The organism is Pseudoalteromonas sp. NS-SX12 (assembly GCF_057367955.1).
Genome location: NZ_CM170634.1, coordinates 1,843,249 through 1,866,242 on the forward strand (window position 1 = coordinate 1,843,249; position 22,994 = coordinate 1,866,242).

Below are 22,994 nucleotides of genomic sequence, written 5' to 3' on the forward strand. Positions count from 1 at the left end.
TTGGTGGCGCTTTAGGGTTTTGTTTTTATAGGGATAGGGAAGTGAGTAAGCTGCTAAAATTATTTGTACTGTTATTGCTAACAGGATGCGGCAGTGACGTTGTTGAGCAGCAACCACAAGTACAAGATCCAATCGCCGAAGAAGTTCCCCTTGCATTTGTTATTCGTGATAGCAGTGAAGCTGTTAGTTTTTCGTTAGCTGATCCAACACTTTTTAACCCCGGAGCTGCGCTTTATTTAAAAAAGCTTGCGGGTGTTGATGCGCCGTTAGTAAATATTTCTAGCACATTGTTCGAACAGCCTATTGATATTAAACACGTGTCGGCATCAGCCGATGGCAATAAATTAGTGTTTAGTTTACGTGCGTCAGAGCTTGAAGATGCCTCTGATGATATGCAGCCGAAGTGGAATGTTTGGCTTTATGACGTAGTAAGCGACAAGGCGACAAAACTAATTAGCGATGAATTGATTGCAGAAGAAGGCGATGACTTATTCCCCGTTTTCCTGCCAGATGGTCGCATTTTATTTAGCTCTAACCGACAGCAAGGCAACAAAGCCCGCCTGCTTGATGAAGGCAAACCTCAATATCAGGCACTAAGCGACAACTTTCGTGAAAAAGCACTCACACTGCATGTTATGGAACAAGATGGTAGTGATATTAAGCAAATATCGTATAGCCAAGGTCACGACCTTTACCCTCACGTATTACAAAGTGGTAAAATTGCGTTTGTAAGGTATGAACATCGAGGCCGCAATCGTGGCTTACATATTTATCAAATAGATTCAGATGGTAAGCAGTTAGAGCTCGTTTTTGGCGCCCATTCTGATTATCCAAATGAATTGGCGATAGCAAGTTTACAGCAAGCACCTAATGGGCAACTAGTGATTGGTTTGCGAGCTGGTGACAGTGAATTACCAAGCACAGATTTCTACTATCTCGATAGCGAACAATATATGGATAGTGGACGTTTTCATGATGGTAATGAAGCTCAGCAGTCCGCGTTTAGCTCGTCATTATTCGCATTAAGTCCGCCAGAAGGTGAACTGGCACTTACCGGTAAGTATCACTGGTTTACACCTATTTTTGATGAATCCCAACGCAGTCTTGTGGTGTGGAGTCAGTGTCAGGTTATCGACCCAAATAATAGTGATAATGTAATTCCCTGCACTGAGGCCTTGTTAAATGATGAAAACACGCAAGCCGCTCCCGATTTATTTGGCTTGTGGATTTACGATGAAACCACTAAAACACAAAAACCTGTTGTGTTAGCTGAACAAAATAAATTAATCGAAGAGGTAGTGGTACTTGAATCGAAAAACGCCCCACTTGAGACTGAATACCCGTCGGATTTAAGTTTACAAAACGAACAAATGGGCAGTATTCATATTCGTAGTGTGTACGATTTTTCCGGCGAAGATACTGCAAACCCAAATATTACAGCCATTTCAGATCCGAGCGTCAATGCCGAACGCGTTTATGCGATACGTGTAATAAAGCCAGTGTCTATTCCAGATAGAAATGAATATAACTTTTCTACCGCGTTGTTTGGTCGAAGTAGTGGTCAATCAATGCGTGATATTTTGGGTTATGCACCTGTTGCTCCGGATGGCTCTGTCTATGTCAAAGTGCCAGCCGATGTGCCGTTTTCCCTTGAATTATTAAATCGTGATGGTCAGCGTATTAGTGGTCGTCACGAGAGTTGGCTGCAACTTAAAGCCGGCGAAACGCGCACGTGTAATGGGTGCCACCAAAGTACCAATGAATTGCCACATGGTAAGGTTGCACAGCAAAACAGTGTTAATTTAGGCGCAGCTTCTACCAGCTGGGTTGGGAGTTTTGGTGATATTAACGCACAAATTGGTGAAACTATGGCGCAAAGTTTTGCCCGTGTTGTTGGCTTACCTACGCTGAGCCCCGAGCCAATTTTCCCAGATGTTTGGCGTGAAGGTATTGCCGCAGAGGCTGACTTAACAGGTAGCTTGGTAAGCCTTGAAACGGCATCACCACTTACTGATGCGTGTGCACAAAATTGGACAAACCTGTGCCGCTTATCGATTCATTTTCCCGAGCATATTGCGCCACTATTTGCATTATCACGACCTCAACTCGATGCAAATGGCGATGAAGTGGCAAATTTCCGCTGTTTAAATTGCCATATTACAAGCGATGAAAATGGCGATACGCAAATCCCTGCAGCACAGTTAGATTTAAGCTTGTCGCCTTCAAATGAGAATAACCAACACGCGATAGCCTACCGTGAACTGTTTTTTAACGACAACGAACAAGAATTGGTTGACGGTATTTTGATTGATAAATTAGTCGATAGGCTCGATGAAAATGGTAATCCAGTTTATTTAGTCGATGAAGACGGTAATTTTATTTTAGATGAAGACGGTAACCCGATTATTGAGCAGGTTACAGTCACAATTCGCCCTGCATTGAGTGTGGCTGGCGCCGCTGCGAATACGCGTTTTAATACGTTGTTCGCCACAGCAGGCAGCCATGCAAACTATTTATCAGAGGCGGAAAAGTCGCTGCTTTGGCAGTGGCTAGATATCGGTGCGCAATACGCCAACAGCCCATTTTACAGTGAGGAAGAGTAATGACGAAGTGGCTCTTACTATTGGCATTATTGTTTAGTTTTGAAACGGCTGCGCAATCACTAAAACTAGCAGTAAAAGAACCGTTTTTAAATATTCACAGCGGCGCAGGGCGCGGTTACCCGATAATTTATGTCGCAGAAAAAAACGAAACCATTACGGTTATTAAGCGCCATACATCTTGGTATTTAATTTCCCTAGAAAATGGGCAACAAGGCTGGGCAAAACAACAAGAATTGGTTGAAACCTTAACATTAGACGGTAAACCTTTTTTAGTGACAGACGCAACGCTTGATGCATTTGAAAACCAGACATTTAGCTTTGGTATTGCTCTTGGCCAGTTGGAAGGTGTAAATAGCCAGTCAGTTAATGCGAGTTGGCGTTTTACGCGTCATTTATCGAGTCAATTAGAGTACAGTTATGCACTTGGTTCAGTGGCAAAAAATCAACTAGTTGATTTATCGGTTTTCCATCACCCATTTCCCCATTGGCGCTTTTCACCTTATTTAGGTATTGGTGCAGGTCAGGTTTGGACAACGCCAAAAACACCGATTATTGGTGGTGGCGATGAAACGAGACAGTCAGACTTATTAAGCGCTACTGTGGGCTTAAACGCATATATTACCAGTCGTTTTGTCTTTAAAGCAGAATACAAACGTTTTAGCGCACTTACCGAGCGTGATGTTACAGAGGATTTAGAGTTGTGGAAATTAGGTATCACGGTATTTTTCTAACTGCGTTAGCAACCTTAGCATTGACTTTTTCAGCGCCAAGTAACGCAAATAATGAGCAACAAGTAAGCCCAGTTGTTGACCCGCAAATAACACGTACCGATATAGAAGAAGCGCAAATAGATAGCGATGATTTTGAATTTGGCGTTTATGGTGGCGTTATCTCAATTGCTGACTTTTCATCGACTTCGCTGGTGGGTGCAAAGTTGGCGTATCACATCAATGAAGACTTTCTTAGCTATTTTAAATACGGCACAGCAACTGCCGGAGAAACAAGCTACGAAAAGCTTAGCGGTGGCGCGAAATTATTGACAGATGAAGAGCGCGATTATCAGTTACTGGATTTAGGTATCGGTTATAACCTTAAGGGCGAAACCTTCGTGTCACAAAACCTCACGCTTAATAGTGCTTACTATTTTACGTTAGGCGCAGGCGCCACCGAATTTGGTGGTGACGACCGTTTTACGGTATCTGTTGGTGCGGGCTACCGCATGTTGCTGAACGATTTTGTCACGGTGCAAATCGATATGACCGACTACGTATTTGAAAGTGACATTTTAGGTGATCCTGAAACTGTTCATAACCTCGCATTTACGCTTGGCCTAAGCGTTTATTTCTAAGGTATTTGTTTAATGAAAAAAATAATAATCATCACATTATTTCTAACCAGCATGTTTGCGGGCAATGCAATATCGGCAGAGCTCAATAAAAGTGCGCCCGACTTTACATTAAAAGCGTTAAGCGGTGATAACGTGCGTTTAAAAGAGCTGAGTGGTCAGGTTGTACTGATTAACTTTTGGGCGAGCTGGTGCGGACCGTGCCGTAAAGAAATGCCATTACTTGACGAGTTACACGCTAAATACAGCGATTTAGGCTTTACCGTGCTTGGCGTTAATGTGGAACAGCAAAACCAAAAGGCAAAAGAGTTTATTAATGAACTTAATGTGTCTTTTCCAATTTTGCTTGATGAGCAAAATACCGTTAGCAAGCTTTACGATGTAGAAGCCATGCCAACAACGGTTGTGATTGACCGCAATAGCAACTTACGCTACGTCCATTATGGCTACCAGGCTGGCGATGAAAAACTCTATAAGAAAATGGTTAAGGCATTGATCCGTGAATAAATTAATTGCGATTTGTTTTACTTTATTGCTAACCGGCTGTGCTGCAACAGATGGCTTTGAGCCGTGGGTAAAACCGTATGAGCGTGAAAACCTTGCACAACCAGTTATGCAGTGGCAGCTCGATGCAGTTGAATCGGGTTACATTCACCATGTTTATCAAGCACGGGAAGGCGCAAAGGGTGCAGAAGGCACATCAGGTGGTGGCTGTGGCTGTAACTAATCTATTTAAATACCTTGTTGCGAGCTTTATGTTCGTGAGTTTAAGTATTTGCGCGGCGGTATTACCGGAAGATCGTGTTGATGCGATGTACCACAGTTATGATGGTGGCGGCATGAGCATTGACGGTCCGTCGATTTTAATTCGTAAAAAAGTCTCCAAAGCGGTATCGGTTTCGGCTAATTATTATGTGGACTCGGTAAGTTCGGCATCGATTGATGTATTGGCAACGGCCAGCCCTTATAAAGAAGAACGTGACGAGCAGTCTGTAGGCGTCGATTTTCTAAATGAAAAAACGTTGTTCTCACTTGGTTACAGCCAATCGCAAGAAAATGATTACGATGCAAAAAGCTACAAACTGGCTGTTAGTCAGAGCTTTTTTGGTGATTTATCGGTGCTTAGTTTGAGCTATGCCCAAGGCGACGATATTGTAATGCAAAACGGTAATGCGCTTTTTAGTGAAGAAGTGAAGCGCGCTAACTATGCATTGTCTTGGTCGCAAGTGGCGAGCAAAAACTGGACCTTTGATTTCAATATTGAGGCGATTACCGAGCAGGGCTATTTAAATAATCCGTACCGCTCTTACCGCTATCGTGATGACACCGCCGCACTTGGCTACAGCTACGCCACCGAAATTTACCCTGAAACTCGCACCAGCAATGCTGCAGCGCTCAGAACCCGCTATTTTTTGCCAATCAACGCCGCACTATACGGTGAAGTTCGTTATTTTAGTGATACTTGGGGTATAGCTGCCAGTAACTATAAGCTCGGTTACAGTCAGGCGTTATATGATAATTGGTTAATTGATTTTCATGTGCGCCATTACACGCAAAGTAAAGCCGACTTTTATCAAGATATGTTTGATAGAAAAGATCAGTTTAACTTTATGGCACGTGATAAAGAAATGAGTTCTTTCAATGATTTAACCATAGGGCTCAAAGCACGTTATTTACATACTTTTGATCGTTCCAGCTTGATAAAAAGTGCCAGCGTAAACTTTGCGTGGGATCATATTCGGTTTGACTATGACGATTTTAGAAACGTGCTACAAACGGATAATCCGGGGCAAGAAGATTTTTATAGTTTCTCAGCAAATGTGCTAAGAGCTTATGTGTCGCTTTGGTACTAGGGAAAAGTAACAATGAAAACCATGCTAAAAAACACCTTAATTATGTTGTGCACTGTGCTTAGCCTTAATGTGTACAGCGTTGATAATAAGCCACTTAGCGAGCAAATTGAAAACTTAAAACAGCAAGCAATTGCGCTCAATCGAGACCTATTTATTTTAGAAGAAGATTTACTTTATCCACCGGCGACGCAAATTGCATTCTATGTCGCGATGGATGCCAGTGAACTGTTCACCATTGACTCAATTAAACTCATGGTTGATGACGAGCTAGCGACTCATTATCTATATACCGAAAAGCAAGTTAACGCGCTTGCTAAAGGTGGGGTACATCGTTTGTACCAAGGTAATGTGAAACAAGGTGAGCACCAACTTACTGCTTATGTTATTGGTAAAGGGCCGCAAGGTCGTGATATTAAACGTGCAGCTACGTTAACCTTTAATAAAGATGATGAGGCAAAAGCAATTGAGCTGGTGATCAGCGCAAACAGCGCGAAAGAGCAAGCAGATTTCACTATTCGAGAAATTGAGTAAGTCATGAGAACCTTGGTCGTTACCACATTGCTCGCGCTAGCCGTCAATGCGAATGCTGAACCCAATTCCACGCAACAAGCAGCTGTAAGCGACGAGAATTATGGTGTTGCTTTGTATCAGCTCTACCAGCAAAACTACCAGCAAGCACTCACCGAATTTGCTATTGCAGATGCGAAAGGAGGTATTGAACATCAAGGTGTTGATGCTCGAATTGTAAAAGCCGGCGCTGCATTTTCATATGGTTTGCATATGACGGCAGCACGTGACTTTAATGCATTACTGAGTGAGCAAGACCAAGACTTATTGAATTACGCTAAATTGCAGTTAGCGCGGGTTTATTTTGCAAATAACGACGCGAAGCTTGCACAGCAAACGCTATCAGAAATTACGCCTCCGACAAAAGACATAGCGTGGCATAACACCTTTTACTATTTACAAGGGCGACTTGGCTTAGCACTTAGTAACCCTGCACAGGCAAATACTGCGTTATCGCAACTGCCCGTTGAAAGCCAATTACATCACTACCTTGCCCATAACATACTGGTTGGTTCACCAAGCAATCAAGATGCGGCGCTGGCATTATTAAGATTGCCAGAATTAGACCAAGAACAGCATGCATTACTTGATAGAAGCTTTCTCGCTTTAGGTTATGCCGCTTTAGAAAATAACCAAGCAACGCATGCCGAGCAGGCATTTTCGCAAGTATCACAGCAGTCGCTTTGGTTTAACGAAGCTTTATACGGATTAGCTGCGAGCCTATTAATGCAGCAGCAATACGCCAAAGCTTTGGCCGCACTGAATGTTATTATTGAATCAACAAGCGGAGATGTGTTTGCGAAGCACCAGGCATTAACCGCTAAAGCACATGTGTTTGTTAGTACTGAACGTTTTGCACTCGCTGTTGATGCAATAGATGCCGCAGAGCAGCAATTTGTCGCCTTTAATACGCGCATAGATACGGTGAATAAACAGGTCAATAATACAGCATGGCTGCGCGATACATTACAAAGCGACACTGCGCTTAAAGGTTACATGGATATACTCCATGTTGGATTATTAAGTGATGATTTTGATGCGAAACGCAATGCGCTTTTTGAGTTAACAGAATTAGCGTCGCAATTTAATGTGCAACAGCGTCAGCTCACTAATTATGCTGCGCTATTGCAAGAAAAGGCAGCCCGTCAAAATCGCATTATCCAAGCTACTAATTTACCAAACTACTTATCTGATTTGCGCCAGCAACAGCAGCAGTTGCAGTTGTTACAAGCATCATTAAATAAGGCTAAAAATACTCGCAGTGGCTTATTAAATAAAACAGAACTGCAAGCGCAAAAGCGTATTTTATCAGCCCAACATAAAATTGACTCACTCAAATCGTCTCGCAATATCGCATCGCAACAAGCGCGTTTAGAACGCTTAAAAGGTATTTTAGTATGGCAGCAAGATTATCAATTTGACGAGCGCTACCAAGTGCATAAGCAGCAACTTGCACAAGCGCAATTTATGCTAGATAAAGCACAGTCGCAATATAATAACAGCCAAGCATTAATTGAATCGCAACGGGATTTTAATGCCCTTAATGAACGGTTGGCAAAAACGCAGCAACAATTGGCATTAAACCAACAAAGTGTAAATACCCTGATTAATAAGCAAGTCGCTGAAATTCAACAGCTACTGTTGGACGACTTAAAGGCATCATCACAGTTTTTAGCAGATGACCAATTTAAGTTAAAAGTAATGCGTAGTATCGCGCTTGAAGCACTGGCAATGCAGGCAGATAGTAGCAAAGGTGAGGCATTATGAAGCGCTTAACTGCGAGTGTATTGTCATTGAGTTTGACTGCGTGCTTCTTAACGCAGCCAGAACCAGCTAAACGTAACACTTTGGGAGAACTCGACTTAGCGACAGAGTTACCACAAACCACGGTTACAGAAGCTGCACCTACACCTGAGCAACTTGCTGCTGCATATCAAGAAATTGTCGCGCTTGCACCTAAAGCAAGTGCACGACAACAAGCGAATAGCCGCTTAGCCCAGTTAAGCTTAGAACAACAGCAACTCGCGCAAGAACAAGGTGTAACGCAAGATTCTGGTTACTTTGATAATACGGTTAATCAGTATTTGGCGTTGTTGGCAAACTCTGAAGCACTAGATGGACGAGATGAGGTACTTTATCAATTAGCCAAAGCGTATTTCTTAAAAGGGGATCAGCAAGCGGCATTTGATGTGACGAGCGAACTAATTCGCGACTATCCTGACTTTGCCCATAATGAAGAGCTGATTTTCCGCCAAGGCGAATACATGTTTAACCAAAAGCAGTATGAGCAAGCGAAAAACCGTTATCTAACGCTGGTTGAAAGTTATCCCGACTCGCCACTTGTCAGTACATCGCGCTATATGCTGGCGTGGTCAGATTTCAAATTGTTTAACTATCAAGCATCGCTTAATAGCTTTACGCAAGTACTTAGTCTTGCCCTTGAGCAAGATGGTAAGACGGTAATAAATATCGAACAGCTTAATAATAGCGATCGTTATTTAGTAGCGGATACATTGCGTATTATGAGTGTGATTTTCTCGTATAGTGATTTTGAGCAAGATCCGGTTTCTCATTATCAGCAGTATGGTTGGCAAGCGTTTAGCTTTATGAATTTTGACTCGCTGGCAAATTACTATATCGAGCAAAAACGCTATCTTGATGCGGCCAAAACCTATCAGAGCTTTATTACCACATCGCCAGAGCCAAACCATAAAGTAGATTTTGCTTTGGCGCAGATGTCGGTGTTTAAAAAAGCGAACTTTAAATCATTACTAACGGATTATGAGCAGCAATTTATTCGCGAATTTGGTGTTGGCAGCACCTACTTAGCTACTGAACCAACAGATGCACATTATCTTGCGTTAAAGACTCTTGAAAAGAAATACGCAGATCGCAGTTATTATCAAGGGCAACAACTTGCTAAGCAAAATGAAAGCGCGATTACTGCGTTTAGCGCGGCCGCTATAGGTTATCAGCGTTATCTCGATATCTTGCAACTAAAGCAACAAGGCGATATCGACAGCCATTACTTGTTAGCTGAAAGTTTGTATCAAAGTCAGCAATGGCAAAAAGCGTTATCTGAGTACCAAACAATTGCCTATTCAGCCGAGCCGAACAAATACCAAAGTGATGCAGGGTTTGCAGTTGTATCAATTTACAAAACACAGCTTGCTAATAAACAAAGATCACAACGCGGTGACGCAAGACAACACGAATTTGTAGTTGAAGTCGTTGATAACTGGCTTAAGTTTGCAACTTCGTTCAGCACGCACAAATCGGCAAGTACTGTTGTATTACAAGCGTTTAATTTATTATTTGAACGTCAAATGTATGATGTTTTGCTAACAAAGTTTGCGCACGTTGCACAGTTTAGTTTATCTGAATCTGAAATGTATCAAGCGCAGCTGCTAGCGGCACATAGCCATTACAATTTACAAGATTTTGCTAGTGCCGAGAGTGCTTACAAGCAGTTGCTAGCAAAGTCATCGGAGCAAGCATCTTTAGTGCGCGAAAATCTTGCGCAAAGCATTATTAAGCAGGCTGAAGCTGTGGCAGCAACCAATCCGCAGCTCGCAGCAGATAAATACATTGCGCTGTTAACCTTGTTGCCATCCACATTGTATCGTGAGCAAGTACAATACAATTTAACGCAATACCTCATATCGTTGCAGTTATTTAACCAAGCGAGCAAGTGGGTCGACGATTTTATTACGCGTTATCCAACGTCAAAAAATATTGAGTCGCTGCAAACGCAAAAAATAGCGATTTATAAAAATACACAGCAAGGCGACAAGCTGGCTGCGCAGTACGCTTATCTTGCAACGAGCCACAGTGATGAAAATACGCGTCGTATCTCGCTCTATCAAAGTGCTGAGCATTATCGCAATATGGGCGATATTGAAAATGCGCGTCTGCAGTTTCGTACATACGCTCACAGTTACCCAACACCATTCGCGCAAAACTTGCAGGCAAAAGTGGAACTGGCAAATATTTATCAAAAACAAAATAAAGCCAGTGAACGTCGCTTTTGGTTAAACAAAATTATCGCCGCTTATAAAGTTGCCCCTGAGAGTGAACTCACTTGGGCTAAAACCGAGGCTGCCAAAGCAACCGAGGTATTTGCCAACGATGCGTTTTATGTTTACCAAAAAAGTAAATTAACCGTACCGCTAAAAACAAGTTTAGCGCGCAAGCGTAAACATATGACTGTGGCGCTTGAGCGTTATCAGCAGTTGGCAGATTACGCACTTGGCCAGTACTCCACGCAAGCGAATTTTAAGATTGCACAAATCTACCACCTGATGGCGCAAGATATTATGTCGTCAGAAAGGCCAAAGCAGCTTAAAGATCTTGCGTTAGAACAGTACGAGTTGTTACTTGAAGAGCAAGCGATACCCTTTGAAGACCAGGCAATAGAGCTGTACGCACGCAATAATCAATTACTGCATTCAGGCCTTTATGACGAATGGATCAAAAAAACGCTCACCGCGTTAGCAAAGCTAATGCCCGCGCGCTTTGCTAAAAAGGAAGTTGAGCCCGGAGAAAATCATGCAATTTATTAAGCTTTTTTCTATTAAGCGCTGTGGCGTGTTGGTCTTGCTGTTTTCGTTAGCTGCATGTCAAACAGCCCCAGAAACTATCAAACAAGCAGAACAAACTGCCGAAACAAACGAAGTGCAGGTACCCTTAAGCGAGAAAGAAAAGTTACTGCAAGCGCCTAACTATTACCTGCAAACAAGCGCATCGGATGATGCAAAAGCCGCGTTCGAAAAAGCGCTTACCTACAAAAAAGAGGGTAAATTAGCGCTAGCGAAGCAGCATTTCACGAACCTTACCTTGCAATACCCAAATCTGTCGGGGGCGTATTTGCAATTAGCGTACTTGGCAAAACAAGCAGAGCAAAGCACCTTGTATTTAGAATATTTAGAGGCGGCGGTAAACGCTAACAAATACAACTACTACGCAGCAAATGAACTGGCGTTATTGAAGCGCGAAAAGGGCGAATTTAGCGAGGCGCTTGCGCTTTATGATTCGGCAATCGCAAGTTGGCCGGGCTTTGCAGCAAGTTATATCAATAAAGGCATTTTGCTAGACCTTTACTTAGATCAAAAGGAGCAAGCAGTAGCGGTGTATAACACTTACTTAATGCTTGTTCCTGAAGAGTCTCAAAGCTATCGCCAAGTTGCGACATGGCTTGTGGATTTAGAGCACCAACTTAAACAACGCGGAGCAAACGAAAATGGCTAGATACTTAAGTGTTTTATTGCTCTTTTTTACTGTGCATTCGGTGGCAAAGGAAATACCAAAAGAGCAATCTACTCAAAACAAAAAAATTGAATTACAAACAACTATATCGGGCTCACAAGAAGAGCCGAAGTTTATGTCAATTTTACCATGGCAAGACTTGTCACGAGTGACACTACCCAAGCCAAAATTAACGATTAGGCCGCGTCATAAAATTACCGCAATCGACCCAGCAAAGTTACAGCGTCAGATTGCGTTTCATACATCACAAAATAAAAACAATAACCAATAATTAACGGTTACATTTGGAGTTTAAAATGGAAAGTTTCGATACTGTTGTCAGATTTTTTCAAGATGGTGGTAGCTTTATGTTACCGATTGCAATCGTGTTAGCGATTGGACTGGCGATTGCCCTAGAGCGCTTTTTTGTGCTGACGGGTGCTAAGTTAGCTAATCAAAAAGCCTTTAAGCAGCTTATGCCTCAGTTAGCGAAAGGCGATTATAAGCAAGTGCTTAATCAAAAGAGTAATGCAGGCGTGGCAAAAATTATTAGTTCAGGCCTTGAGCGTATTGAACATACACAGCGCCGTGAAGAAATTGAATATGCGATGGAAGAGCAGGTACTTGAATTAATGCCGCGCCTTGAAAAGCGCACGGCTTATTTAGCTACGCTTGCCAATATTGCTACCTTGCTAGGTTTATTAGGCACGATTATCGGCTTGATTGCGGCCTTTTCGGCGGTTGCTGATGCCGATCCTGCAGAAAAAGCATCATTGCTTTCGGCAAGTATCTCAGTTGCAATGAACACCACAGCGTTTGGTCTAATTGCTGCAATTCCACTGCTACTTTGTCACTCAGTATTACAAACAAAAACAACCGAAATTATTGATGGCTTGGAAATGGCTGGCGTAAAGTGTCTTAATTTATTAACCAAGCAAAATCTCGTTTCGCAAAAAACACGTCAAACAGATTAAGGGGACGACTATGTTTCGCCGCAAGTTGCCAAATAGGCAAGATGCTGAGCTGGATATTACGTCATTTATGAGTTTGATGATTGTGCTTGTGCCTGTGTTACTGATGATGATGGTGTTTTCGCACATCACCGTGATGCAGTTAAAATTGCCACCATTATTAGCAAATCAAAGTGCTGAGCAGCTCAAAGAAAAAGAACTGCAACTTGAAGTAACTAATGATGCTATCACAATTTACTACCCAGCTGGTGCACCGCTTAAACAGTTTGCCAAGCAAGATGAAACGTATCCATTTGATCAAGTTCAGCTCGCGCTTAAAGACGTAAAAAATCTATTGCTTGAAAAAGGGGTGGATAAAAAAGACATCACTTTGTTAATTGCCGAAGACGTTGATTACCAAACCTTGATTACAACGATGGAAACGGTTCGTAGTTATCAAGCCGTTGTTGTTGCGTCGGTGGTTGATGCTGAGTTGTTTCCAGATATCGCCTTAGGTGATGCGTTGGTGGAGGCGTTATGAAAAAATCAGTAAGAGCACTTCGTATGGAGCGCCATCATCGCAGAGCAAATCAGCAAGCTAAGTTGAGCCTAGTCTCTTTGATGGATATTTTTACGATTTTAGTATTTTTCTTAATCGTTAATTCATCAACGGTGCAAGTGCTTGATGCAAATAAAAATATTGATTTACCTAAAGCATCAAAACAAGCGCTCGCAGAAGAAACCTTGGTACTGATGGTGAGTAACAAAGCGCTTATCTTGCAAGGACAATTAATTGCTGACTTAAATGATTTAGATAACGCCAGCGAAGAGGTATTTTCGCCACTTGAAAATGCGCTTAAAGTGCATGCAGAATTAATCGAAGCGGTTGACAATATGCGCCCGCTAACCATTATGGCTGATGGCAAAATTGCCTATCACCGTTTAAAGAAGATTATGCAAACCTGCCAGCAAGCAGGGTTTGGTGATTTATCTTTGGCAGTAGAGCAAGTGGCAGAAAAAAGTGGTGGTGAGCAATTATGACAAGCGGCACAGTGAATACCCATTTTGAGCTTTATAACAACTCAGACAATCGCTTATTTACCCGCTTAACGTACGGCTTTTTGGTTTGCACATTAGTGTTTGCGGTGATTGTTAAAATTACCGAACTACCTGAGTTAACTAAGGCACAAAAAGCCAAAATACCACCCAGTTTAACCCGTGTGATTGAGCGCGTTAAAGTTGAGCCTAAGCCTGAAAAACCAAAGCCTGAAGTCAAGCCCATCGAGCAAAAGCCCGAGCCGGTGAAAGAGGTTAAGCCAGAAGTAAAAGCTGAAGTTAAACCTAAAACGCCGACCAAACGGGCGCTTGAAAAAGCGAAGGAAGAAGCCAGCCGTGCAGGGCTTGTTGCATTAGCAGATGATTTAGCCGCGCTGCGTGATGATTTTAAATTGACGCCATCAACGCAACCTGTGACTAACGCTCAAGCAAAGCGCAAAACGGTTAAAAGTGAAGACGTAAGCGTAAAAGCGAATGCCACACAACCACTTAATATTGCCGATGAACAGCAAGCAAAAGCGAATGTGCAAGCGCTCGCCGATAAATCGCTGGTGGCGTTAGGAGATGAAGTCGTGGCTGAAACAGGGGGTTATCAAAGTGATGTAACCGCCAGTGAAAGCATTAGTGAAGAAGCGTTAGAGCAGCGTAAAGTCGAAGCCATTCGCGCAGTACTTGATAAAAACCAAGGGGCCTTTTACACCCTTTATCGCCGTGCTTTACGTAAAAACCCAAGTTTACAGGGTAAGGTAACGGTTGAGATTGTGGTTGCTGGAAATGGCCAAGTTAAGGATTGCCAAATATTATCTAGTGACTTGAACGATGCGGAACTAGAGCGAAAACTGGTAAATCGTATTCGTATGATCAATTTTGGCTCTGAGTTGGTGTCTGAAACTAAACTCAATTATTCGTTTAATTTCTTACCATTCTAACGCATTAAGTTTCAAACTTAAGTCTTTGTAAAATCTAGCGTGTTGCTCTTTATAAATAATGTAAAGAGCAATGCGTTTTATGTTATCTGCCTACCTATTTATATTTTTCTTACAAGAAAGTGAACCAACTGACGGTCTATTACTTATATTAGGGGCTGTTTTGGTCTTTGCTAAAATAAGTAAAGGCCTTTTTGTGTTTGAACTTCCACAGTTGAAAATGTGAAAAATGCACAAATATAAACGTACACGCTAGTGCGGCTAAATGCCTAGTGTTATAATATTACAAACTATTCGTTGGAAATGTCGTGGCTGAAGTAAGAGCAAGAGTCCAGCTCAAAGTTGGCAAAGAAAGTAACATCCCTGCAGAAATCGTCTCATTTCATGGTTTGCTAGATGGTGAAGAGCATGTTGCTTTAATTTTTAACAATGCGGATAAAGAACACAACCCGTTAGTGCGTATGCACTCAGAATGTTTAACCGGTGATGTGTTTCATTCATCACGTTGTGATTGTGGCGAACAACTTGAAGAGTGCATTCATACTATGCACCAACAAGGCGGAATTATTTTATACCTTCGCCAAGAAGGTCGTGGTATTGGTTTATACAATAAAATTGATGCATACGTACTGCAATCGCAAGGTATGAATACCTATGAAGCGAATAATCATTTAGGGTTTGCCGACGATTTACGTGAATTTAGAGATGCGGCCTTAATGCTCACTGCATTGGGTGTAGATAAAGTAAAATTGATGACGAACAATCCACGCAAGATCAAAGAATTGACAGAAGCGGGTATTGAAGTTGCAGAGCAAGTAGGCACTTCTGCGCACGTAAAAGATGGAAACGAAGCCTATTTGGCTGCAAAAGTTTCACGTGGTTCACATATGCTGGATTTAACGCAAGTAAAAAAGTAGCATAGGCATATCGTGTTGATTTATTAACGCTCCATTTTATGGAGCGTTTTCATTTATAAGAAAATAAAATGGCAGTAGAAATACGTATTTTTAAGGCGAAAGCAGGACTAAATTGGTTTAAGGCAGGGTGGGAGTTATTCAAAGCTCAGCCGGGTACCTTTATTTTAATGCACTTGTTTATTGGTGTGTTGTCGTTAATTGCTTTGGTGGCGCCTATTTTTCAATTACCAGCCGCGCTTGCAATGCCATTTTTTACTGCAGGCTTTTATCGTGCCATGCTCAATCGTCAGCAAGGTAAGCAAATTGCGTTTACCGATCTGTTTGATGTATTTAGCGAAGCAGGGCGCCGTTTAATGCTATTTCGCTTAGGGTTATATCACCTGTTTGGTGGTTTTATATTAGCCCTTTTAACGACTACCCTGTTCCAAGGCCTGAGCGAACCAATTAATGCTTATTTGCAGGCAGTAGAGTCACAGAATGTTGATTTAGTGCAACTGCACGCACAGCAGGTGATTGATAGCATTCAAATATCTAATATTATTGTTTTGGTTGCGGCTTATTCGCTCTATACCATGTGTTTTGCTTTCACCATTCCATTGGTTTACTTTTCTAAAAACAACAGCATTTTAGAGTGTATTAAAGCAAGTCTATTAGTGTTTTGGCACAATATGGCAGCACTGGGTGTATTTGGTGCAATTTCAACAGGGCTTATCTTATTTGCAGCGTTTTTGTCGTTTATTCCACTGTTATTCATTTTACCTATTCTTTACGCTGGATTTTTTGTGTCTTTTCAAGCGATGTTTATGTCAGCCATGGTTGAGCAAACAAAACCGCAAAACAGTGACGACACCCCGAGTGATAATCACGATAGATTTGATGCTTAATGACCGAAAAAGAACAAGCAAAATTAAAAAATTATGTGCTTTGGTTATTGTCTCGACAAGAGTATTCCAAAGCACAAATCGCCAAAAAATTAACTAGCCGTTGTGAAGATTCAGGGTTTATTGAAGAGCTAATTGCATGGTGTGAAGAGTATGGCTTTATTGATGACGTGCGTTACGCTGAAAGCTTCGTACGACGCCAGATAAATAAAGGTTTAGGATTGATGCGTATTAAAAATGAAGCGTATCAAAAAGGGGTTAATGCAGACCTAGTACAAACTATTGTCGAAGAATTAGAAATAGACTGGTATCTGCAGGCCCAATCCGCATATAATAAGAAATTCGCTTATACAAGTAGTTCCCTCGATTTTAAAGAAAAAGCGAAGCGCATTCGCTATATGAGTTATCGAGGTTTTAATCATGAACAAATTGAATTTGCAATGCAAACAAGTCCGTCAAACGAATGAGAGGTAGCATGCAGCATATGACGACCGCGGAAATCCGCAACGCGTTTCTAAATTATTTCGCATCAGAACAACACCAAGTGGTGCCATCAAGTTCATTGGTACCAGGTAACGATCCTACTTTACTATTTACCAATGCCGGTATGGTGCAGTTTAAAGATGTATTTCTAGGCGGTGAGCGCCGTCCATACAACCGTGCAACGAGTTCACAGCGCTGTGTACGTGCCGGTGGTAAGCACAATGATTTAGAAAACGTAGGTTATACTGCACGTCACCACACCTTCTTTGAAATGCTGGGTAACTTCAGCTTTGGTAACTACTTTAAGCAAGATGCAATTAAGTTTGCATGGCAGTTCTTAACGGATGTAATCAAGTTACCAAAAGACAAGCTGTTAGTAACGGTTTATCACACCGATGATGAAGCGTTTGATATCTGGCACAAAGAGATGGGACTTGCTGAAGACAAGATTATTCGCATCGATACGGCTGATAACTTCTGGTCGATGGGTGATACAGGCCCGTGTGGTCCATGTTCTGAAATTTTCTACGATCACGGTGAAGAAATTTGGGGTGGTCCTCCGGGCAGTCCAGAAGAAGACGGTGACCGCTTTATCGAAATCTGGAACCTAGTATTTATGCAATACAACCGTCACGCTGACGGAACAATGGAACCATTACCGAGCCAATCTGTTGATACAGGTATGGGCCTTGAGCGTATCTCTGCGATTATGCAGGGCGTTCACTCAAACTACGAAATCGATATTTTCCAAAATTTAATTAAAGCTGCGGCTTCAGTGACTAATGCGCAAGATTTAGAAGATAAATCATTACGCGTTATTGCAGACCATATTCGTTCGTGTGCGTTTTTAATTGCCGATGGTGTGATGCCGTCAAACGAAGGTCGTGGTTATGTTTTACGTCGTATTATTCGTCGTGCAGTGCGTCACGGTAATAAATTAGGTGCAACTGAAACCTTCTTCCATAAGTTAGTTGCGGCACTTGCAACTGAAATGGGTGAAGCGTACCCAGAGCTAATCAAGCAACAAGCGATTATCGAAAAAGTACTTCGTATTGAAGAAGAGCAATTCGGTAAAACTCTTGACCGTGGTCTAGCAATTCTAGAAGAAAGCTTAAAAGATCTTAAAGGTGACGTGATCCCAGGTGATCTTGTATTTAAGCTTTACGATACTTATGGTTTCCCAGCTGATTTAACCGCTGACGTTGCGCGTGAACGCTTTATGACAATTGATGAGCGTGGCTTCCAAGAAGCAATGGAAGTGCAACGTAAACAAGCGCAACAAGCGGGTAAATTTGGCGCTGATTACAACGACCAATTAAAGTCAGAGAAAACCACTGAATTTAAAGGCTACGATAGCGAGCAGTATACAGGTACTGTGGTTGAGCTATTTAGCGGTGCGGATGCCGTATCTGTATTAGAAGATGGTCAACAAGGTATTGTTGTACTTGACCGCACACCTTTCTATGCTGAAAGTGGTGGTCAGGTTGGCGACACAGGTGTTTTAAAAGTTGCTAATGGCGAATTTCTTGTTGAAGACACGACTAAGCTTGGTAATGCATTTGCGCACAAAGGTAAGGTAGTTGGCCGCATTGGTATCAACGATCGCGTTGATGCGCAAGTTGATGCATCGCGTCGTGATAACACCAAGAAAAATCACACAGCAACGCACTTATTACACGAAGCGCTTCGTGTAGTGCTTGGCGATCATGTAACACAAAAAGGTTCATTAAATGATCCTGAGCGTTTACGTTTTGACTTTTCACACTTTGAAGCAGTAACAAAAGAAGAGTTACAACGCATTGAAGATATGGTGAACCTAGAGATCCGTAAAAACATCGATCTAAACACTGAATTAATGGCAATTGACGCTGCGAAAGAAAAAGGCGCAATGGCATTATTTGGTGAAAAATACGATGATGAAGTACGCGTAGTGAGCATTGGTGATTTCTCAATTGAGCTATGTGGTGGTACGCACGTTAAGCGCACTGGCGACATTGGTCTATTCAAGATTGTGTCGGAAGGTGGTATTGCAGCTGGTGTACGTCGTATTGAAGCCGTTACGGGTGAAGGTGCCGTTGCATATATTAACAAACAAGCAGAAACCCTGTCTGCAATCGCTGCGTTAGTGAAAGGCGATGGCAACAATGTGTTAGATAAAGTGTCTGCGCTAGTTGAGCGTGCGAAGGGTCTTGAAAAAGAAATTGCGCAACTTAACGATAAGCTTGCAAGTGCTGCGGGCGCGTCATTACTTGATGCGGTTGTAGACGTTAATGGTGTTAAGTTACTCGTTGCTAACGTTGAGGGCACTGAGTCTAAAGCGCTACGTGGCATGGTTGATGATCTTAAGAACAAACTCGGTTCTGGCATTATCGCGTTAGGTGTTGCAAATGGCGACAAAGTAAGCCTAATTGCGGGTGTAACAAAAGACTTAACGGGCCAGTTCAAAGCGGGTGAGCTTGTAAACCACATGGCATCGCAAGTTGGCGGTAAAGGTGGCGGTCGTCCAGATATGGCACAAGCAGGCGGTTCACAACCTGAAAACTTAAGCTCGGCACTTGAAAGTGTAAACGCTTGGGTGAGTGAGCGCGCTTAAACTTGGCGTTATTAGTTAAAAAATTTGGCGGCACTTCAGTTGGTTCTATAGAGCGTATTGAAGCTGTCGCTGACCTTGTTGTACGTTCTAAACAGCAAGGGCATCAAATTGTCGTAGTGGTGTCGGCAATGTCCGGCGAAACCAACCGCTTAATTAACCTCGCAAATCAAATTGACTCCAGTCCAAGTTCTCGCGAACTCGATGTACTGCTAACTACTGGTGAACAAGTTTCAGTGGCGCTTCTTGCCATGGCGATTATCAAACGTGGTCATTCTGCGATTAGCTTACTTGCGGATCAAGCAGGTATTATGACGGATAATCTATTTGGTAAAGCGCGTATTCAGATGATCCCGCCAAAGCGTTTGAATCAAGAGCTTGAGCAAGGTCGCATTGTGATCCTTGCGGGATTTCAAGGGCGTGACATTGAAGGAAATATCACCACGCTTGGCCGCGGAGGCACAGATACCACAGCGGTAGAAGTAGCAGCAGCAATTAACGCGGATGAATGCCAAATTTATACTGATGTAAATGGTGTTTATACAACCGATCCACGAGTTGAGCCAAAAGCAAAACGAATGGACTACGTTACCTTTGAAGAAATGCTGGAGCTTGCTAGCTTAGGTGCAAAAGTACTGCAAATTCGTTCAGTGGAAGCTGCTGGTAGGCATAACCTACCTTTACGTGTGCTTTCAACATTTGAGCCGGATCACGGAACACTGATTAGTTATGAGGAAAACCCTATGAATTCTAAAGTAGTTTCAGGCATCGCGTTTAGTAAAGATGAAGTACTAATTAAAGTGCATAATTTGGATAATACGCCTGAACAACTCGCTGAATTATTAGAAGTATTCTCTGATAATAATATAGAAATTGACATGATCAGTAATTTTTCCTGCAAAGGCGATAAAGTCGGCTATGCTTTAACTGTACATGCAGTCGATTCGCAGTTGGCAGAAAAGTTAATTAAACAAAATCTTACAACTCTTAATGCGGATTCAGTTACAGTTAATGAAACTGTTGCTAAGATTTCTATAGTTGGCATAGGAATGAAATCTAATGCTGGGGTAGCAGGAAGGCTATTTCGTGCATTAGCGAATGAAAATATTAACGTTCAACTTATTTCAACGTCAGAGATAAAAGTCTCAGTTTTAGTAGATGAGAAGTACCTAGAATTGGGAGTTAGAGCTTTACATAGTGCTTTTTCTTTAGACCAGTAAAAGTTTCTAACTTTTTGAATAATATTCATGTAAAATGGAATTGATACGGAATCTTTAAACTTTGGATATTTAGGAGCAAAGAATGCTAATTTTGACTCGTCGCGTAGGTGAAACCCTAATGATTGGGGATGAAGTTACAGTTACTGTACTTGGCGTAAAAGGAAATCAAGTACGTATCGGTGTTAATGCACCAAAAGATGTTTCAGTACATCGTGAAGAAATTTATATGCGTATTCAAGCTGAGAAAGCAGGTGCTGAACCAGGCAACGAATAGTTTAAAGCAGAATTTTAAGAGCCAGCATTTTATGCTGGCTTTTTTTGTTTTTATTGTATTGTCAGAGCCTTGTGGGCTGATATGATGTATACAATTTTAACAATCAGACAGAACGCTATGATCAAACAAACTTCTCTCGCGTTTGCTGTAGGCCTTGCACTAACAGGCTGTATGGATACGCAAACAACTACACAAAAAACATCAGCCGAACAAGCGGCAGCAGAGCAATCAGCTCAAGTCTCAGAAAATCAAAAACTAAATCAACTGGTAGAAACTTACTTCGATGAAGCGTTAGCATTTTCACCTGTGTCAGGTACTTATGTCGGTGAGTCTCAGTACAATAATCAGTGGAGCCCGGCAATTAATGCAGAGAATAGAGCAAAAGCCACTGCATTTACTAAAAAGTATCAGGCTAAACTTGCTGAAATTAACGCATCAAAATTAACAGGGCAAGACCTACTAAGTTATCAAATTTTCAAGCGTGATTTAGCACTATCACTTGAAGCAGAGCAATTCCCTAGTTACTTAATTCCCATTGATCAAATGGCGGGTCAGCATAATACCTTTGCCAGCCTTGGCTCGGGCAAAAGTGCGCAACCGTTTTCTACTAAAGCCCAGTTTGACGATTTTATTGGCCGTGCAAATGGTTTTGTGACTTGGCTTGAAAGTGTTGAAGCAAATATGCGCGAAGGCATTAAGCAAAATGTGACTTTGCCGCAAGTACTAGCCAAAAAACTACTGCCACAATTCCAAGCGCACGTTGTAACGGATCATACGCAAAGTGTTTTTTGGATGCCTGTGGCTGAAATGCCAGACAGTATTTCTGCAAAAGATAAAGCGCAAATCGAAGAAGACTATCAAGCGCTTATTCTGAACACGCTGGTACCAGCATACGCAAAAATGGCTAAATTCTTAGAGCAAGAATACATTCCAGCTGCAAACGAGAAAGTAGGCTATGCAAATTTACCAAATGGTAAAGCTTGGTACGAGTTCTTAATTAAGCAACACACCACGCTTGATTTAAATGCCGACGAAATTCACGAAATAGGTTTGAGTGAAGTAGAGCGCATTTTAAATGAAATGAAAGGCGTAAAAGAAGCCGTTGGTTTTGAAGGTGATTTAGCCGCATTTTTTGTTCATTTACGTGATAGCGATGAATTCTACTATGATAAGCCTGAAGACCTTGTAAAAGCGTATGAAGATGTAAAAGTTAAGATTGATGCTCAGTTGCCAAAACTCTTCGATATCGCGCCTAAGGCAGATTACGTAGTTAAACCAGTAGAAGCATTTAGAGCGGCGTCTGCTGCGGGTGCTTCTTACCAAGCCCCAGCACCAGATGGTTCAAGACCGGGTGTGTTTTACATCAATACACATAACCTAAAAGCGCAGCCTAAGTTTTTACTTGAAACGCTCTCTATTCACGAGGCAGCGCCTGGTCACCATTTCCAAATTGCACTACAACAAGAAGTGGAAGGTTTACCACGCTTTAGAAAGTTTGGTGGCTACACCGTGTTTGCTGAAGGCTGGGCACTGTATGCTGAAAGCTTAGGTAAAGAACTTGGTTTATTTACTGACCCTTACATGTGGTACGGACGTTTAGTTGATGAGCAATTACGTGCGATGCGTTTGGTATTAGATACCGGTTTCCATGCCAAAGGTTGGACACGTGAGCAGGGTATTGAATACATGAAAGCAAATTCATCTATGGCTGAAAGTGACATTATTTCAGAAGTTGAGCGTTATATCGGTTGGCCTGGTCAAGCGCTATCATATAAGTTGGGTGAATTTAAAATCCGCGAGCTTCGTGAAAAAGCAAAAGCCGCGCTTGGTGACAAATTTGATATTAAAGCGTTCCATACACAAATTCTAATTGATGGTGCACTGCCAATGCCGATTCTAGAAGCTAAACTAGATAGCTGGATTGAAAGTGTAAAATAGGCAAATTTAAGTAGCAGTTTCGGCTGCTACTTAAGACAAAAACTTGTATATTATAGCCGCCTTAGCTACAAAAATAAGCAAACTGCATATTCTGTGAACGAACAGAAAAAATATGACTAAAATTGTTTGACTTATTTTCAATAGGCT

Annotated in this window: 22 protein-coding genes; all 22 read left to right on the forward strand. The window is 42.0% G+C overall.

The genetic code is table 11. The features are described 5' to 3' along the window. Positions 1-41: 41 nt before the first annotated feature. Positions 42-2,603 carry an HzsA-related protein gene (locus tag AC2IOM_RS08555; protein ID WP_486358115.1) on the forward strand — a complete coding sequence of 854 codons (2,562 nt, stop codon included), beginning with the start codon at positions 42-44 and terminating at the stop codon, positions 2,601-2,603. After that, entirely contained in the window at positions 2,603-3,334 is a 732-nt protein-coding gene (locus AC2IOM_RS08560; protein WP_486358116.1) for an SH3 domain-containing protein, read from the forward strand. The genes AC2IOM_RS08555 and AC2IOM_RS08560 overlap by 1 nt, the downstream gene beginning before the upstream one ends. Beyond that, a complete protein-coding gene (locus AC2IOM_RS08565; RefSeq protein WP_486358117.1) occupies positions 3,304-3,951 on the forward strand; it encodes an outer membrane beta-barrel domain-containing protein in 648 nt (215 codons plus the stop codon). Before AC2IOM_RS08560 ends, AC2IOM_RS08565 begins: the two co-directional genes overlap by 31 nt. A 12-nt stretch (positions 3,952-3,963) precedes the next feature. Next, positions 3,964-4,455 carry a TlpA disulfide reductase family protein gene (locus AC2IOM_RS08570; protein ID WP_486358118.1) on the forward strand — a complete coding sequence of 164 codons (492 nt, stop codon included), beginning with the start codon at positions 3,964-3,966 and terminating at the stop codon, positions 4,453-4,455. Beyond that, positions 4,448-4,675, forward strand: a complete 228-nt coding sequence (locus AC2IOM_RS08575) for a DUF4266 domain-containing protein (protein ID WP_010559584.1) — start codon at positions 4,448-4,450, stop codon at positions 4,673-4,675. The genes AC2IOM_RS08570 and AC2IOM_RS08575 overlap by 8 nt, the downstream gene beginning before the upstream one ends. Further along, positions 4,662-5,801 carry a DUF3570 domain-containing protein gene (locus AC2IOM_RS08580; RefSeq protein WP_171043659.1) on the forward strand — a complete coding sequence of 380 codons (1,140 nt, stop codon included), beginning with the start codon at positions 4,662-4,664 and terminating at the stop codon, positions 5,799-5,801. The genes AC2IOM_RS08575 and AC2IOM_RS08580 overlap by 14 nt, the downstream gene beginning before the upstream one ends. A gap of 12 nt (positions 5,802-5,813) precedes the next feature. Next, a complete protein-coding gene (locus AC2IOM_RS08585) occupies positions 5,814-6,332 on the forward strand; it encodes a hypothetical protein (protein WP_010559586.1) in 519 nt (172 codons plus the stop codon). Positions 6,333-6,335: 3 nt separating this feature from the next. Next, positions 6,336-8,135, forward strand: coding sequence for a tetratricopeptide repeat protein (locus AC2IOM_RS08590; protein ID WP_486358119.1), 1,800 nt, complete (start codon positions 6,336-6,338; stop codon positions 8,133-8,135). Then, positions 8,132-10,930: a tetratricopeptide repeat protein gene (locus tag AC2IOM_RS08595; RefSeq protein WP_486358120.1), complete on the forward strand. Its 2,799-nt coding sequence runs from the start codon at positions 8,132-8,134 to the stop codon at positions 10,928-10,930. Before AC2IOM_RS08590 ends, AC2IOM_RS08595 begins: the two co-directional genes overlap by 4 nt. Then, the gene (locus AC2IOM_RS08600; RefSeq protein WP_486358121.1) at positions 10,917-11,615 is read left to right on the forward strand and encodes a tetratricopeptide repeat protein; all 699 of its coding nucleotides are present in this window, start codon (positions 10,917-10,919) and stop codon (positions 11,613-11,615) included. Before AC2IOM_RS08595 ends, AC2IOM_RS08600 begins: the two co-directional genes overlap by 14 nt. Further along, complete coding sequence (locus AC2IOM_RS08605; protein ID WP_486358122.1) at positions 11,608-11,904, forward strand: hypothetical protein; 297 nt, start codon at positions 11,608-11,610, stop codon at positions 11,902-11,904. The genes AC2IOM_RS08600 and AC2IOM_RS08605 overlap by 8 nt, the downstream gene beginning before the upstream one ends. Positions 11,905-11,929: 25 nt before the next feature. Then, positions 11,930-12,586 (forward strand): MotA/TolQ/ExbB proton channel family protein, encoded by a 657-nt coding sequence (locus tag AC2IOM_RS08610; RefSeq protein WP_100913818.1) that lies wholly within the window; start codon positions 11,930-11,932, stop codon positions 12,584-12,586. A gap of 10 nt (positions 12,587-12,596) precedes the next feature. Then, positions 12,597-13,103, forward strand: coding sequence for an ExbD/TolR family protein (locus AC2IOM_RS08615; protein ID WP_010559592.1), 507 nt, complete (start codon positions 12,597-12,599; stop codon positions 13,101-13,103). Continuing rightward, positions 13,100-13,603, forward strand: coding sequence for an ExbD/TolR family protein (locus tag AC2IOM_RS08620; RefSeq protein WP_486358123.1), 504 nt, complete (start codon positions 13,100-13,102; stop codon positions 13,601-13,603). Before AC2IOM_RS08615 ends, AC2IOM_RS08620 begins: the two co-directional genes overlap by 4 nt. Continuing rightward, complete coding sequence (locus AC2IOM_RS08625; protein WP_486358124.1) at positions 13,600-14,547, forward strand: AgmX/PglI C-terminal domain-containing protein; 948 nt, start codon at positions 13,600-13,602, stop codon at positions 14,545-14,547. Before AC2IOM_RS08620 ends, AC2IOM_RS08625 begins: the two co-directional genes overlap by 4 nt. 305 nt (positions 14,548-14,852) lie before the next feature. After that, the gene (locus AC2IOM_RS08630) at positions 14,853-15,461 is read left to right on the forward strand and encodes a GTP cyclohydrolase II (RefSeq protein WP_010559595.1); all 609 of its coding nucleotides are present in this window, start codon (positions 14,853-14,855) and stop codon (positions 15,459-15,461) included. A gap of 68 nt (positions 15,462-15,529) precedes the next feature. Continuing rightward, on the forward strand, positions 15,530-16,345 hold the full coding sequence (locus tag AC2IOM_RS08635) for a BPSS1780 family membrane protein (protein WP_486358125.1): 816 nt from the start codon (positions 15,530-15,532) through the stop codon (positions 16,343-16,345). Then, positions 16,345-16,809, forward strand: coding sequence for a regulatory protein RecX (locus tag AC2IOM_RS08640; protein ID WP_395388203.1), 465 nt, complete (start codon positions 16,345-16,347; stop codon positions 16,807-16,809). Before AC2IOM_RS08635 ends, AC2IOM_RS08640 begins: the two co-directional genes overlap by 1 nt. A gap of 8 nt (positions 16,810-16,817) precedes the next feature. Then, entirely contained in the window at positions 16,818-19,418 is a 2,601-nt protein-coding gene (alaS, locus tag AC2IOM_RS08645) for an alanine--tRNA ligase (RefSeq protein ID WP_395388202.1), read from the forward strand. Positions 19,419-19,420: 2 nt separating this feature from the next. Next, on the forward strand, positions 19,421-20,635 hold the full coding sequence (locus tag AC2IOM_RS08650; RefSeq protein ID WP_105171779.1) for an aspartate kinase: 1,215 nt from the start codon (positions 19,421-19,423) through the stop codon (positions 20,633-20,635). Positions 20,636-20,717: 82 nt separating this feature from the next. Continuing rightward, positions 20,718-20,909: a carbon storage regulator CsrA gene (gene csrA / locus AC2IOM_RS08655; RefSeq protein ID WP_010559600.1), complete on the forward strand. Its 192-nt coding sequence runs from the start codon at positions 20,718-20,720 to the stop codon at positions 20,907-20,909. Between the two features lie 117 nt (positions 20,910-21,026). Continuing rightward, on the forward strand, positions 21,027-22,847 hold the full coding sequence (locus AC2IOM_RS08660) for a DUF885 domain-containing protein (RefSeq protein WP_486358126.1): 1,821 nt from the start codon (positions 21,027-21,029) through the stop codon (positions 22,845-22,847). Positions 22,848-22,994 lie beyond the last annotated feature (147 nt).